Raw genomic sequence first — 15,985 nt, 5'->3', positions numbered from 1 at the left:
ATTTATATTCAATAGTAATGTACTAAACGTTTTTAAGTTGCATATTATTATCAGGAGAATTAATCAAATCCTTATTAACTGGTATTTCTAGTGAAATGGTAGTTCCATTTCCCTCGCTCGAATCTACGTGATACGTACCATTTAGTTTGTTTATTCTCGATGTTATATTTCTAATACCTATTCCTTTTTTCTCCTTATTTATATTAAAACCACGACCATTATCATTCATAATCACATTAAACACATCATCGGTTCTGTAAAATGTTATTTCAAATATAGTACAATTGGCGTGTTTAATAGCATTTTGGAATGTCTCTTGAATAATTCGATATACATTAATTTTGATGATACCATCTAGACTATCCCAGGTTTCGTCTTCATTAAAATTAAAAATTGTTTTTATTTTCGCATTCTTATTTCCGGCCGATAATAATGATTCTATAGAGTCTGTAAAATTGTTGATTTTTTGATAGGCACTGTGGCTTAATTCATGCGAAATAGAACGTATTTCATGTTCTATTTCTTGTAGTGAACCAAGGGCTTTTGATTTTTCTTTTATGGCTTCTTCAGTAGCTCGTTTATTTAAACCGGTCAAAACCATACGTGCGCCTAGCATTTTACCTAAAACACCGTCATGAAGTTCTTCTGAGATTCTTTTCTGCTCTAAACGTTTTACCTCATCAACTTTCTGTTTCTGCATCAACATTAAATTGAATATTTCTTGGTTATTTGCCTGCTGCTGTTGGTCGAAACGTAATTTTTGATTTTTAGCGCGCTGATTAATAATAATATATACAGCTAAACCGAGTAAGAAGAAGCCCATAGCGATACCGATCCAAATTTGTTTCTGCTTAGATAATACTTCCTTTTCACTCTCTAACTCCACATTCTCGGCAATGAATTCATCAGTTTCAAAACGTATACGGGCAAATTTATTTTGTATTTTTCGTTCTTCTTTTTGAAGACTGTCTCCAAGTTGAATATATTTTTGAAAGTAGTTAGGAGCATTTTTTTTCTCTAATGTTGCTAAAAATGGCCAAACCTCTAATAAACGTTCATTATTTTGACTTTTTTCAGATAGCTCTTGAGCTATTTTTGCATGTGTAATTGCTGCCAATGTATCGGTAGCATATGCTTCGTATTCAGCATAACTGAAATATGATGATGCCAAACTGGCGGTCATATTTTCTTTACTTTTAATTTCTATTGCTTCTAGCAATAAATTGTTGACACCTAAAGTGTCTTTATCGTGCAATTTACTTGAGGCCAAGTTGCTTAATGCTTTGGCATAAAGATCTATGTTTTTTATTTTTAGGCTGTCTGTTGCTAGAACAGCCTTAAAATTCTCTATGGCTTTTTTGTATTGCTTATTATTTCTGTAGACAACTCCAATATTATTTATAATTGCTGCCTCCAGAGGTTTGTCAGAAGCATCTTGTTTTAAATAATATAACGCCTCGTTGTAATAAGCTTGTGATTTTTCAACATCTCCCAAACCACCTAAAGTAATACCAAGCATATTATAACTAAGATGTAGATAGTAATTATCATTTAAGGACATAAAACGTTCAATTGCCCTAGTTGTAGTACTTTCACTACCGATATAATCCTTAATTTCTGTCTGTATTATAGCCATTGACAAGTACATTCTACCAGAAAGTTGTATTTCCTTGATATTTTCAAATACTTTTTGTGCCTCTGAAAATGAATAGTAGGCGCTATCCTTTACAGAATATTTTTTAAAAAAAAGCGCTAAATCCCAATACCTATTTCCTATCGATAAGGAGTCGTTTTGTTTTTGGTTTAGTGAGATAGCTAGTTTATTTACTTTTCGAAATAATGTACTATCTCCGGTTTCATATAAATTTTCTGAAAGCTTAGAAAAATATTGTGCTTTTAAAGAGTCGGAGGGGCTTTTCAATGCATAGTAAAAGGCATTGTTTAAAACCGTTGTTTTTTGTAGTTCAGTAGACTTGGGGTTTTTACTCTCCTCAATTAATATTTGAACGCTATCATTTTTAGCAGTAATAGGTATTATTATTACTTGTTTAGTCTTAGTTTTTGAACAACTAAAAAAAATTAGAAATAGTACTAATATTGAAAAATAGTATTTACTCAAAAAAAATTATTTGGAGATAGAAAACCAAGGTATAAAAAAAAAGCTTTTAACATTAATGTTAAAAGCTTTTTTGTAATATATTTTTTATAATATTATGCGATTTTACCTATAGGTCTTCCACCTCTTGGGTCGCTGGTAGAACAATCATCGCATGCAAGTGCTTTAGAAATATCGTTCAAGAAATCAAATTCACTATCTGTATTTTGAATTACGGCTGTTGCCATTCCTAATGTCATTACTGCTACTGCTAAAATACTTGTTACTTTTTTCATGTTCTCTGTGTTTTTAGGGGTTCTTTGTTTATTACACTACCAAAGTAATATTGTTTTGACAGAAGAGAATACGCTTTTACGAGCCTTAAGTGAATGACCCAGTTCTGCTAGTATATGACCTAATTGTGAGAGAATTCTTTAATTTAGTGAAGTAAGCGTATTTTTTGAGAGAATATTTTTGAGGTTATTCATATTCTCTCGATATGTTTTAGAGAATGGTAATTGTTCATTTACCCGTTTTAAAGCGCATATAGATTTGCCAAAGTTTATTCGGGATACGTAGTCTGTATTTACAATATAACTTTGATGAATACGCATAAAGTTATCTGGTAACGAATTTTCGAAGGTTTTTAGTGTCTTGTAGGCATTTATTACCGTGCCATCTTTCATATAAAACTCAGAAGTGTTATTGTCAGCTTTTAAATATAAAATATCATTTGTGTTCAAATATTGAAAATCATTATATGACTTTAAGCACAAAGTAGCTGGTGCTTTTTCTTTTGGCATTCTTTTTCTAAGCTTTAATAATGATTTGCGAATATCAAATTCATTATACGGCTGTAGCCAATAATCAAAAAAACCATTTTTGATAGCATCGTAAGCATAATTCTTAGTGGAAGCTATACCAATTAATATAGGAAGTTGTGTGGTATATTGATGAATTTCCATCACCATTAGAAAAATAGATTCATAATCGTTATTCAGATTAATGAAAACAATATCTGGAGTATATTTCAGAATATCGTTTAATCCATCAGAAGAGTTGTTGGTAGTATTTATACATTCAAAGTCGCCATAATCATCCAAAAATGCATGTAATTGCAAATTTGAAACGGCATCTGAATCAATTATGGTATATGTATAATTCAATAAATAAACTGTATACTACGAAATTAGACATAGACAAAATAACTCTCGCCAAGAATGTCCTTATAAAAATGGAGGACTCTTTTATATAATGCCTGTTTATGGGGCTTGTGAGAGAAAAATCTTTCATTTATAAATCTAATATGGTTAAAATCCCTTCTCTGTGGCTTGAAATGCACCTAAATCTGGCAATGGTATTCTTTGTGTACCAACAATGTCTAGAGGACTACTATTTGCAGTATTCAAATCTCCCTTGCTTCTAACAACTGACTCTAAACCAATTCTAAAATCATTTTTAGAAGGCAGAAAATAATCTATTTCGCCATTAAGTATAATGTATGAATATAACTCAGTATTGGTAAAATCATACAAATTAACAGTAACTGTAGACGATTCATTTTGTGAGTATTTAATGAAGCAGTTTAAAAAATTAAAATTGAAAGTATTTTGAGTATTAGGTTTTAAACTCATCTCATTTTGGTTATTACCATCAATGATGCAATTTTTGAATTCTGCTTTTACTAAATCAAAACCATTGTCTGGGTTGTTAATGGCATTGTTTTTCATTTGTAATGCGGCATTAGATCGGAACCCTTTATTCCAGTAATTTGCTATTGTTGCGTGTGTAAATGCATAGTTTCCTCCATTTTCTATCAATAGAGAGGAGCTACCAGCACTACCTAAAATTAAGTTTGTAGCTTCTACTTTAGCATTTTTTGCCCATAAATTATATCTACTATTATTATATATCTTGCTATTTTCAAGACGTAAAGTATTTTCGTCGCCAACTGTTGATCCCTCAACAAATACGCCAATTTCCGCATTTTTAATGGTAAGATGGTTAATAGTATTGTTGGTGCTGCCATTACTGATCCACAACGCTCCCCATTGACCAGGTATTTCTGCAAATTCAGGTTCAAGTCTGTCTCCCTCAAAAATGACTTGGTTTTCTAGTAAAATAGCATCTTCACTTAAATCACCATTTACTATTATTTTAGCACCATCTTTTACTAATAATCCCGAGTTCTTGTGAAAATGAACTCGAGCGCCCGCATCAATTAATAATTCTTTTTCATCTGGAATAATAGCATAGCCGTAAATAACATAAGGTTTGTTATTGGTGAAGTTCAACTCTTCATCTTTAAGTTCGAAACCAGCTACTTCGATAGGGTTTCCGGCTTCATCCGTATATAAAATTATTGTTTCGGTTTCAATAGCTGAATTACCATTAGGGTATAAGAATATGGCATCCTTTGCCAGTGTTACCAGTTCTATAGATTGTTGAAAGGGCTCTTTATCAAATTGAATAGCATCGGTATATAATAGTTCTTTTACCGAATTATCAGTGATTTCTATGGTAGTTTCAATTAAAACGAAAAGACTATCCTGAGCGTAGATAGGGACATTACTGAACTCTTTGCCGGCAACACCATCGACATTTAATCTATAATAGCTATTAGAACCATTCTTTAATGAAATAGTAGGTATTATGATATCATCTTTAGTATCATTAAATACTTTTAAGGTGTAAGTGCTACTACCTAATGAAGAAAAAACAGTGTCAAGATAAACCGTATCCTTAGAAAAAGACAGATTTCCTTCGCTAGGTGCGTATTCAAAATCTTTTCTGCACGAAGCACTCCACAAGATGCTGAAAAGAATAGAAAAAATGATAAGAATTCGATTACGCACAGTTAAGGGTTTTTAAATGAGGTTAGTTAAAGAAAAATTTCTTTAATCTCATCTGGTATTCTTATGGGTCTATAGGTTTTACTATTTAATAAACACCATTCGGTACTTGAGCGCACTAATAACTTATTAGTGATGTTATTTTTCATTTCAACTACCCTAACTGATTTTGCACCAGAGCTTGACGCTATATAGGTGCTAATTGTGATAGGGTCGTTAAGAACTGCTGCATTTTTATATTCTATATGGTGACTAAGAACTACCCAAATGACTTCATCTTGCATTTGCTGAGAGGCTTTGGCTTGCCAATGTTCTTTTGATATATCTTGAATCCATTGTACATAACGTACATTATTTACATGGTTTAAATCATCTAAATCGTCTGCAGTAACAATTATTTCTTTTTGAAATCCTATCATTCTATTTTTTCTGGATTTGTACTTCAAACATTTTATTCCAAAATTTTCCAGTAACAAAAAATGTCTTACGCTCCGGATGGTATGCAATACCATTTAATACAAAATTTACCTTATCCCAATTTTCTGTTTTAGTAATTAGATCACTTAGCCCACTAAAATTTATTACACCTTCTATCGCCCCAGTTTTACTATCGATAATCATAACACTGGGTTTTTGGTACACATTGGCATAAATTTTTCCATCTACGTACTCCAGTTCGTTAGCCGAATTAAATATAGAAGAGTTGGTGACTGTTTCGATATAGCCATCTTCTGTCATAGTATCCGGATTCAAAAACCAAATTTTTTCAGTTCCATCGCTTTTAAATATCTTTTCTCCGTCATTGGTTAAGCCCCAACCTTCGCGACTTTTACCATATTGAAAATTATCTAATTTTTTAAATGTGTTCAAATCATAGATAAAGCCCAAGCCGCTTTTCCATGTTAGCTGATAAATTTTATTGTTTAGAATGGTAATGCCCTCGCCAAAATAGCTATTGTCTAAATCTATTTGCTTAAAAACCTTACCAGTTTTATAATCTAATTTTCTTAGAAATGACTGTCCATTTTTACCGGTACTTTCATATAAGGTATCATTATGAAATTCTAAACCTTGGGTATAAGCAGCAGTATCATGTGGGTATTCATTAATAATAGTATAGGTATATATTTCTGGAGCATATTCTGATAAAATTTTTAAGTTTTTATTGATTTCAACTGTTTCACCTTCAAACTGAATTTTAGCAGTTAATGTCTTATTCCCCAATGTTGGTACTTTAATAAGAATTTTGTTATTCTTAAGCGGAATTTCTACACCATCTATACTATAAAGAACACTTTCAATTTCTTTTTGCTTTTTATTGTTGATACTAATACCAACTTCTTTATTTTGATTAATCTGTTTTGCATTTTCGGCTAAATTAATTTCAAATAGGGAAGATGCTTTTTGATTTCCACTACCACAAGCGATGAATAGACTGGGAATTAGAACAATACAAATAAATTTAACTATTCTCATTGAGAAAAAGGTATTTAAGATTACGTAGTTATTATGAACAGGAAGGATTTCTCGTTCTTGACAGGCAATTTAATTCATAAAAATTAGAAACTAAAAGGATTGTGAAAGATTTAAAAGATTGTATATTTGCAACTGGCAAGTCCTACACGACCAGCTCCTGTAGAATCCCCCAGGGCGGGAACGCAGCAAGGGTATATGGTCGTAGCGGTGCGATGTAGGTAGCTTGCCTTTTTTTTGTGCCTTTTTTTAAAATAATCTAAATTAAGGTAACATATTCATAACCAATTCAATGTATAGTTTAGCATCGCTTATTTTTCTATAAAATGAAAACAAAAGTAGTTCTAATTACAGGTGGGTCTTCAGGTATTGGAAAGGCAATAGGCCTTTATCTTAAAGAAAAAGGGTATATAGTTTACGGTACAACGCGAAATACGTCTAAGTATACTTCATTTTCAGATTTTCCACTTTTAGAAATGGATGTTCGCAATATAGAAACCATAAAATTATGTATTGCTACATTGCTTGAAAAGGAATCTAAAATCGATGTTCTTGTAAATAATGCAGGTATAGGGATCACTGGCCCAATGGAAGAAACTCCGCACGAAGAAGTTCTTAATGCATTTGCTACTAATTTTAATGGACCTTTGAATGTAATGAATCAGGTTTTGCCCATTATGCGAAAGCAAAAAGATGGGTTAATAATTAATATTACATCTATAGCAGGATATATGGGGTTGCCGTATAGAGGAATTTATTCTGCCTCTAAAGGAGCTCTTGAAATAGTAACAGAAAGCTATCGAATGGAAACCAAATCTTTTGGGGTGAAGCTAACAACTTTGGCACCTGGTGATTTTGCGACAAATATTGCACAAGGTAGGTATCATACTCCTGTTTATGATGATTCTCCATATAAAGGCATGTATAAAAGTACATTAGATGCTATCGATGCAGATGTTGATAAAGGTGGTAATCCAATAGAAGTAGGTAAAAAAATCGCTAAAATCATCGAAACTAAAAACCCAAAACCTCATTATCAGGTTGGCTCTTTCATTCAAAAGTTTTCTTTGACCCTTAAAAGTTTATTACCCGGACTATGGTTTGAGAAGATGTTAGAAAACCACAGTTCGTAGTTTTATTTCTCCTTAATCTTATTCGACTAATTATAATAAATATTAGAAAAACCGTCTACGATAACAGCATTGTCGGTTATAATAGCTTTATTCATTGGGTATAAAACCAATTTCTTTGTAAGTTCTTTGTAATTATTACTTTGATATTGTAGAGAAGAATCAACCTGCAGTGTTTTAATAATAACTCTCCAATCATTAAAATCTGTCTTAATATTAATACCTATAAGTTCATGGTCAGGTCTTTTTTCTTTTAATTCAGCAACTCTTTTAAAAATCTCTTGATATTGTTTTTTATTGGATCCCGACCAGAAGTAGAAAAGTACTTTCTTGTCTTTTGCAATTTCAGTCAATGTTTTGTTCTCGTTATTAAATGATACAACGTTTAAGTTTGGTATCACCTTAGAGGCTTGAAGATTTACAATACCTTGATAAAGGTTCTCTATTTCTTCTATATGCATGTTATTTTTAGAAACATTTTTAAATTCTTTTAAGAAAACTGCTGCGTTTTCTGGGGCATCCTTTCTTTTAAGAAGATAATCAAAGGCTACATTTCTAAATAAATTATCTCTTAATTCTTTGTCAACCACCAAACTATCAATTAAATGCAATTTATGCTTATTGAAATGCAGTTGTTTGCCAGCACCAGAATATCCGTCTTTACAGTCATTAACACACGACATGTAAGATAAGTTTCCAAAATGTGCCTTCATAAAATCATAATAAGGCCTTAGATAGGTGAAATTTTGATTATCATAATCAAGTTCATTTCTATAGGAATAAAAACTTTCTGGTAAATCATGTAAGTTTTCCTCTGTAGTTTTTCTTTTGTGCTGAAATGGATATATTTCTTTATAACGATTATAGGTATAATCAATACTCCCTTTTAGTAATTCGTAACCACCTTCAGACATTGTGGTTTCTAACTTTAATTCATTTAGGCGATTAATTTTGTCATTTCTTAGTGATTTAATTTTCTCTAAAAAATCATTTGGTTCAAACTCATAATATTCGCTGTACATGGCCGAATCTTCCTCTTCGGCTGCAAGAAATAATTCTAATAAAAAATTATTCAATTCTTCACTACTTCCTGAAAAGACTAATGATTCATCGAAGTAGCTTGTGTTAAGCCTTACCATTAGGCTATCTCCTTTTTCTAAATAAACATATTGATATTCGGGTGATAAATTAAAATGGTAAAGACCGTTTTCAATGGATGATAAATTAAATTTAAATCGATTTTTTTCATCTAGCAGTACAGAATCGATTTTTTGCCTGCCCTTCATTAAAATTACTTGAGTACTCGTAGGGTTGACAATTTCACCGGCGAAGAGCACCGTATCGGAATCTTTTTTAGCTGTTGAACAACCTGCTAAAAATACGATGATTGTTGAGAGTAGAATTCTTGTCATATAGTATAAGGGACTGATACCTTTCAAAAATAACAAACCTAAACTCCAGTTGTTGTTAACGGCTAGTTAAATGTTATAGCGTACAATCTTAAAAATCATTGTGTGAAATTGATGCTAAACAAGGTAGTTTAAGCCTATAAATTCAGTATTTTTGCACCGATTTTTAAAATTTTGTTATTATGCTATCGGTATCTAATCTATCTGTACAATTTGGAAAAAGAGTTTTATTCGATGAAGTGAACGTTGCGTTCACACAGGGTAATTGTTATGGTATAATCGGTGCTAATGGTGCCGGTAAATCTACTTTTTTGAAAATACTTGCCGGTCAAATGGACCCTACTTCTGGTCACGTTCATTTAGAACCAGGTAAAAGGATGTCAATATTAGAGCAAAACCATAATTCGGCAGATAACTTTACTGTGCTAGAAACAGTAGTTATGGGTAACAAGCCGCTTTATGAAATTAAAAAAGAAATTGACGCTCTTTATGCAGATTATGATGACAAGAATGCAGATAGAATAGGGGAGTTGCAAGTAAAATTCGAAGAAATGAATGGCTGGAATGCAGATAGCAATGCAGCTGCATTATTATCTAATCTTGGTATTTCTGCCGATTTGCATTTTACACAAATGTCAGTAGTCGATTCTAAATTGAAAGTACGTGTGCTTCTTGCTCAAGCCTTGTTCGGTAATCCTGATGTTTTGATAATGGATGAGCCTACCAACGATTTGGATTATGAAACAATTAGTTGGTTAGAAAACTTTTTAGCAGATTATGAAAATACGGTAATTGTTGTAAGTCATGACCGTCACTTTTTAGATACGGTTTGTACCGATATAGGCGATATTGATTTTGGAAAATTGAATCTGTATTCGGGTAACTATACTTTTTGGTACGAAAGTAGCCAATTGGCAGCTCGTCAACGTGCTCAACAAAACAAGAAGTCAGAAGAGAAGGCTAAAGAATTACAAGAGTTTATTGCACGATTTAGTGCTAACGTTGCAAAAAGTAAGCAAGCTACATCTCGTAAAAAAATGCTTTCTAAATTAAAGATTGATGATATTAAACCATCTAGCCGTAGGTATCCTGCGCTAATATTTGATAGAGAACGTGAAGCGGGTGATCAAATATTAAATGTGGAAGGATTATCAGCTTCTACAGAGGATGGAGAAATTCTTTTTGATAATGTAAACATCAATTTAGCAAAAGGAGATAAAATTGCGGTAATCTCTAGAGATTCTAGAGCTACTTCAGCTTTCTATGATATTATCAATGGAAATAGAATAGCCGATAAAGGCACTTTCCAATGGGGAATTACAACTACACAGGCTTATTTACCTGCAGATAACTCAGACTTCTTTACTGATAACATCAATTTGGTAGATTGGTTGCGTCAATATGCAAAAACAGAAGAAGAACGAGAAGAGGTTTATATAAGAGGGTTTTTAGGTAAAATGTTGTTTAGTGGTGAAGAAGCACTTAAAAAATGTACGGTACTGTCAGGTGGTGAAAAAGTTCGTTGTATGTTAAGTAGAATGATGTTGATGCGTGCTAACGTGTTAATGTTAGACGAACCGACAAACCATTTAGACTTAGAAAGTATTACCGCATTCAACAATTCTCTAAAGAATTTTAAAGGAACTGTACTGCTTACAACACATGATCATGAGTTTGCGCAAACAGTGGCAAATAGAATCATAGAATTGACTCCTAAAGGCAACATTGATAGGTATTCTACGTTTGATGAATATATGTCTGACAAGGCATTAAAAGAGCAGCGTAATAAAATGTACGCTGAAAAAGCATAGAATAGATTAACCCAAATCGATGTTTTATGAAAACCTACAATATTGTGGCCTATTTGTTTATGGCCCTTAGTTTTAGTGCATGCGAAAAATCTTCAGTAGCAAATTCTGAGGAAGTTGCAACAGTCATACCTTCAAATTATACTGTATTTTTAAGTAGTAGCAATCATTTGAATACGGTTGTTCTCGGTTCTTCGGATGATGGATTAGAGGTGCAAAATTCAGTAACGAGTTTTACTGAGATTCCTTCTAAGTATACTAAATTTCGTACTTCAGACGAAATAAGTTTTTATTATACCAAAAATTGTGAAGCTAAAATTCAGGTGTACAATGCAAAAAGTGATATTGTTAAGTCTTACGAAGTGTTTAAAGATTTTGACCCTTGTTCGATAGACGTTATTGCAATTACGCATACAGAACAGTCAATATTTATAGCATACGAAAGAGAACTTCAAGGAAAAGATAAGCAGAACACGGTTCGTGTTGTCCCATTAAATACTAACGGAAATAATTCTATAGATATCCCCTTAGATAAAAAACCGGTCGATTTAATAACCTCTACTAATAGGCTATTTGTGCTAACTTTAAATGAGTTTGTTACCGATGAATATCATCTTTCAGTTGTTGATTTAAATACAAACGAACTACTTATGGAGATTGATTTAGGAAGAAATGTTGCTAAGCTTTTTAAAAATAACGCTGAACAAATAATTATCAGTAACCCTAAATTACATACGACTTTAGACCCTGTTACTTTAGATAAAACATATACTACCTACGGAGAGAATACAGAGCCAGGTTTTCTTACTACTAAAGATTCATTTATAGACTCCGCTGGTAAAATGTATTTTCAAAAAACAATGCAGACATCTGGGGTAACAAGTGTACCTGCTATTTATAATTTTCAAGAAAATAGTACTGTAGTGTATCTTTTTGAGAATTTTTTATCTGAATCTGAATTGAATGTGAAGTATAGTATTGCTTCAACAACATCAATTGGCTACGATGAGCTAAATGATTTTGTGCTCATAGGGTATCAGAAGAAAGGCAATTCGAACAAAGGCGGCATATTAAGAATAAGTCCAGCTCCTGAATTTAAGATAATAGATAATATCGATTTGGATGGAGTACCGCAGACTATTTTCGTCAATTAACATTAGGCTTTGGTTAACTATTAAAATACTTACTGTTCCAGATTTCGGGATTAAAGTTTTTACCTAGTGCAAAGCCATAGAATATTACTACCGAAGCAATACACTTGAACATAAAGAAATTTATAATCCAAAACTCTGCAGTCGAATTCGATTTAGAAAAGAGTCCTTCGGGTATTAAAAGTGTGACAAAGAAACTTAATAATAGAACTAAAACCGACAAGTTTACCATGCCTTTAAATGGCCACATAAGCACTTTTCTTAAAGGATGTAGGTCATTGCCCCACTGATGTACTAAGTAATGATATCCGTTACCAATCGGTGCAAAAAGTAAAGGGTCATCTTTATCCTCTAACTTAAAAAGTTTAGAAGGTGCTATTATTTTAAAACCTTTAATTTCAAGTTTATGTTCTTTTTCTAAAGTTTTAATTTTTGATAGTCCTTCAGCGGGTATCTCTCCTTTAAAATATTTGGTATCTAAAAACCGTAGTCGGTAATCGATACATATTTGTTTAATCTCGTTTATATGAAATATCCTGGAATGATCTAATAAATCGATATTAAAGTTATTCTTAGGTGTTCCGTTGCTGATTGAAATATTTTCTTCAATGCGCTTAAACTCATTGTCTACGTTGGCTAATATAGAATAGACCTCTTTTAATCTATTTTCTTCAGAGGTATAATTTTTTAATTTTGCCTTAATCAGCTTTTCTTTAATATTAGTTTTGGGTAACAACATAATCCTTTCTATTTGGCAATACACTCAAAGTTAGGTATTTAAAGAATTTGGATAATTTTTGTTGAACATAATTAAAAGTTAATAAAATGTTAAAATTTTTTTATTGATTAATTTGCGATAGGTATGTACTACTTCAAATTGTATCTTGACGATGAAATCGAGCCGTTTGTCGATTTTCAAAACTTTTGCCCCTATAGAACTAATTATATGAAAAAATGGACATCCCTCGTGTCCTTGTGCACCCTTTTTTTAGGGGTTTATTCCTACGCACAGGATAATATTGAAACTAATATAAGCAGTGCTAAGACTCATTTCCCTAAATCGGAAAAATCTATAATAGAAAGAACAGCTTCTTTTGAAAGTCATTCTACCTTAATGAGTGTCTTGAAAGTAACCAATTTAGACAAGGTATTAGGGTATAATGGAGAATTTACTGTCTTTGCGCCATCAAATCTTGCTTTCGAGAAGCTTTCGCAAATAACAATAGATAAACTTTACGATCCAAAAAATAAGAAAGCGCTAAAGTCTATACTTTCATATCATATCATAGCTGGTAAATTATCTGCTTCAAATATTTTAACAGCAATGTGCCGAGGTAATGGTGTAGCTAAGTTTACCACTATACAAGGTGAAAAAATAACAGCTACCATGAATGGTATCGATATCGTATTAACCGATAAATCTGGAAATAATGCTGTTATTGTAACGGCAGATTCAAATCAATCGAATGGTGTTATTCATGAAATCGATACCGTTTTTATTCCTGCAATACTTTTTTAATTATCGAAGTGACGCTCCAAGCTTAGTTTCGTAGGTCGTTTGCAGCTTAGACATAATCTTTTCTATTTGCTTTTCTGTTAATGTGCTTTTATCATCTTGTAAGGTGAAACTAACAGCATATGATTTTTTGCCTTCCGGTAGGTTTTCACCTTCATAAACATCAAAAAGAGTCATATCCTTCAAGAATTTTCGTTCTGCGCCATAGGCCAAATCAAAAAGTTCTCTGTACGTTGATTTTTGATCTAGTAATAATGCGAAATCTCGTTTAACTTCAGGGTATTTTGGAATGTCTTTAAATACAATAGGAGTATTCGTTAGTTGTTTTAAAATTACATCCCAATTAAAATCAGCATATAAAACATCTTGTTTGATATCGAAATGTTTTAAAATAGATTTTTTTATCGGTCCGAAAGACACCAAATTATTTTTTTGATATGTAAAGCTCAATCCTTCTGAAAATAAGGTAGAAGAAGTAGGTTCGCTTTTTAAATTATCTAAACCTAATCGAATTAAAATAGTTTTCACAATTGACTTCAATTCAAAGAAATTTGTAGCTACTACGTTATTCGTCCAGCTATCTTGAATAGAATCACCTGAAAGTAAAATGCTTAAATATTTTGGTTCAATTCTTTTGCCATCTTTAGAATGATAAGTTTTTCCGAATTCAAATAATTTAAGGTTTGCCCTTTTTCTATTTATATTATAACTAGCAATTTCTAATGCAGAAAATAATGATGCTCTACGTAAAACCGATAAGTCACCACTTAATGGGTTTATGATTTCAATAGATTTATTATCACCTTCTTCAGTGTCCAAAAGTTTACTATAATCAGGATTGGTAAGGCTGTTAGTTAATATTTCATAATACCCTTTTGCAGCAAGAACATTCCCAATCGTTGATTGTATTTTATGGTCTTCAGTGGCTACTGTTGTGGCGATAGAGGCATTCAATTTTTCGCTAAAAGCAATATTGTTATACCCATAAACTCGCAAAATTTCTTCAATAACGTCAACTTGCCTTTGCACATCTACACGGTAAGAAGGTACTTCAAGCCCCATACCTGCTTCAGTTACGTTCTTAACTTTAATGTCAAGTGAAGCTAATATTGATTTTATGGTATCTTGAGGAATCTCTTGACCTATTAGTTTGTTTATTTTCTCAAAAGCCAAGAACACTTCAAAATTTGAGGTTTTGTTCGGGTACAGGTCTATAATATCAGATGTAATTTCACCACCTGCAATTTCCTTAATTAATAAGGCAGCACGTTTAAGGCTATACTCAACATTTTCAATGTCGATGCCACGCTCAAACCTAAAAGAGGCATCGGTGTTCAATGCATGTCTTTTAGCTGATTTCCGTATTGAAACCGGATTAAAATAAGCGCTCTCTAAAAATATTGAAGTCGTTTCCTCTGTTACTCCGGATCCAAGCCCTCCAAATACACCTGCTAAACATAATGGTTTTTCCGCATCGCAAATCATTAAATCATCTTCATGCAATGTTCTTTCTACGCCATCAAGAGTAACAAACTTGGTGCCTTTTGGTAATGTTTGAACCACAATTTTATTCCCTTTTATCTTAGCTGCATCAAAAGCATGTAAAGGTTGACCCAATTCGTGCAATACATAATTAGTTGCATCAACGACATTATTTTTTGGAGTAAGGCCAATTGCCTTTAGTCTATTTTTAAGCCAAGTAGGGGAGGGTTGTATAATTAAATTGCTAAGTGTTACACCACAATAACGAGGTGCTAATTCTGATTTCTTAACATCTACATCTATTTTCAACGAACGGTCATTAATATTAAAATGACTTGTTGAAGGAGTTATCAGCTCCTTTGAAATTTCTTTTTGTTTTAATCCGGCTTTTAAATCTCTCGCCACACCAAAATGGCTCATAGCATCAGCGCGGTTTGGGGTAAGACCTATTTCAAAAACTTCATCGTTTTCAATGTCAAAAATCTCAGAACAAGGTGTACCTGGAGCTAAATCGTTGTCTAGAACCATAATTCCTTCATGGCCGGTTCCAAGACCAAGTTCATCTTCGGCACAAATCATTCCATGGCTTTCTTCACCTCGAATTTTTCCTTTCTTTATTTTCCAGGCTTCACCTTCCGCCGTGTAAAGTGTAGTTCCGATAGTGGCTACAGGTACTTTTTGACCTACGGCTACATTTTTTGCTCCACATACGATTTGAATTGGAGTTCCTGAACCTATATCAACTGTCGTAACATTTAGTTTATCTGCATTGGTATGTTTTTCACAACTTAAGACATGTCCAACAACAATTCCTTTCAATCCGCCTTTAACAGATTCAAATTTTTCAACACCTTCTACTTCTAATCCTAAATCAGTTAAAAGTTCACCTGTTTTTTGGGATTCCCAATCTATTTGTATGAACTGTTTTAACCAGTTATATGATATTTTCATTCAAAATTTTTATAGGGTGCAAAGATAAAACAATGCCCGTATACATTCAATAAGCTATGAAGTGTTTATTTTAATTTTTAATTGTCCTATTTAAATCGTTTATTGAAAATTAAAATTA

Annotated in this window: 13 protein-coding genes and 1 other RNA gene; 5 read left to right on the top strand and 9 right to left on the bottom strand. The window is 32.4% G+C overall.

Annotated elements, in window-relative coordinates; genetic code table 11:
* Positions 1-22 precede the first annotated feature (22 nt).
* From AAC084_RS04510 to AAC084_RS04485, 6 genes are all read right to left on the bottom strand, one after another.
* The gene (locus AAC084_RS04510) at positions 23-2,119 is read right to left on the bottom strand and encodes a tetratricopeptide repeat protein (RefSeq protein WP_339837484.1); all 2,097 of its coding nucleotides are present in this window, start codon (positions 2,117-2,119) and stop codon (positions 23-25) included.
* A 92-nt stretch (positions 2,120-2,211) separates the two neighbouring features.
* Positions 2,212-2,391: a hypothetical protein gene (locus AAC084_RS04505; RefSeq protein ID WP_339837481.1), complete on the bottom strand. Its 180-nt coding sequence runs from the start codon at positions 2,389-2,391 to the stop codon at positions 2,212-2,214.
* Between the two features lie 138 nt (positions 2,392-2,529).
* Complete coding sequence (locus tag AAC084_RS04500) at positions 2,530-3,261, bottom strand: LytTR family DNA-binding domain-containing protein (protein WP_339837479.1); 732 nt, start codon at positions 3,259-3,261, stop codon at positions 2,530-2,532.
* Positions 3,262-3,405: 144 nt separating this feature from the next.
* A complete protein-coding gene (locus tag AAC084_RS04495; protein WP_339837476.1) occupies positions 3,406-4,950 on the bottom strand; it encodes a hypothetical protein in 1,545 nt (514 codons plus the stop codon).
* A gap of 26 nt (positions 4,951-4,976) precedes the next feature.
* Positions 4,977-5,366, bottom strand: coding sequence for a thioesterase family protein (locus tag AAC084_RS04490; protein WP_339837474.1), 390 nt, complete (start codon positions 5,364-5,366; stop codon positions 4,977-4,979).
* A 1-nt stretch (position 5,367) separates the two neighbouring features.
* Positions 5,368-6,423 (bottom strand): glutaminyl-peptide cyclotransferase, encoded by a 1,056-nt coding sequence (locus AAC084_RS04485; protein WP_339837471.1) that lies wholly within the window; start codon positions 6,421-6,423, stop codon positions 5,368-5,370.
* A gap of 133 nt (positions 6,424-6,556) precedes the next feature.
* Here AAC084_RS04485 and ffs point away from each other — a divergent pair.
* Positions 6,557-6,655: signal recognition particle sRNA small type (gene ffs, locus AAC084_RS04480), an RNA gene on the top strand.
* Positions 6,656-6,746: 91 nt separating this feature from the next.
* The gene (locus AAC084_RS04475) at positions 6,747-7,553 is read left to right on the top strand and encodes an SDR family oxidoreductase (RefSeq protein WP_339837469.1); all 807 of its coding nucleotides are present in this window, start codon (positions 6,747-6,749) and stop codon (positions 7,551-7,553) included.
* Between the two features lie 26 nt (positions 7,554-7,579).
* Here the strand turns inward: AAC084_RS04475 and AAC084_RS04470 are convergent, their stop codons facing one another.
* Positions 7,580-8,962, bottom strand: a complete 1,383-nt coding sequence (locus AAC084_RS04470) for a transaldolase (protein ID WP_339837467.1) — start codon at positions 8,960-8,962, stop codon at positions 7,580-7,582.
* 179 nt (positions 8,963-9,141) lie between these two features.
* On the opposite strand from AAC084_RS04470, the gene AAC084_RS04465 reads away from it, so the two are divergent.
* Positions 9,142-10,770 (top strand): ABC-F family ATP-binding cassette domain-containing protein, encoded by a 1,629-nt coding sequence (locus AAC084_RS04465; protein WP_339837464.1) that lies wholly within the window; start codon positions 9,142-9,144, stop codon positions 10,768-10,770.
* 26 nt (positions 10,771-10,796) lie between these two features.
* Complete coding sequence (locus AAC084_RS04460; RefSeq protein ID WP_339837462.1) at positions 10,797-11,921, top strand: hypothetical protein; 1,125 nt, start codon at positions 10,797-10,799, stop codon at positions 11,919-11,921.
* A 13-nt stretch (positions 11,922-11,934) separates the two neighbouring features.
* Here AAC084_RS04460 and AAC084_RS04455 read toward each other — a convergent pair whose 3' ends face one another.
* Positions 11,935-12,657, bottom strand: coding sequence for a hypothetical protein (locus AAC084_RS04455; protein ID WP_339837459.1), 723 nt, complete (start codon positions 12,655-12,657; stop codon positions 11,935-11,937).
* Positions 12,658-12,864: 207 nt separating this feature from the next.
* Here AAC084_RS04455 and AAC084_RS04450 point away from each other — a divergent pair, with 207 nt between their 5' ends.
* Complete coding sequence (locus AAC084_RS04450) at positions 12,865-13,437, top strand: fasciclin domain-containing protein (protein WP_339837457.1); 573 nt, start codon at positions 12,865-12,867, stop codon at positions 13,435-13,437.
* Here the strand turns inward: AAC084_RS04450 and pheT are convergent, their stop codons facing one another.
* A complete protein-coding gene (pheT, locus tag AAC084_RS04445) occupies positions 13,438-15,867 on the bottom strand; it encodes a phenylalanine--tRNA ligase subunit beta (RefSeq protein WP_339837456.1) in 2,430 nt (809 codons plus the stop codon).
* Positions 15,868-15,985 lie beyond the last annotated feature (118 nt).

Origin of the sequence: uncultured Maribacter sp. (genome assembly GCF_963977385.1) — a bacterium.
GTDB lineage: Bacteria > Bacteroidota > Bacteroidia > Flavobacteriales > Flavobacteriaceae > Maribacter.
This window is presented reverse-complemented; position numbering and strand designations above follow the sequence as displayed.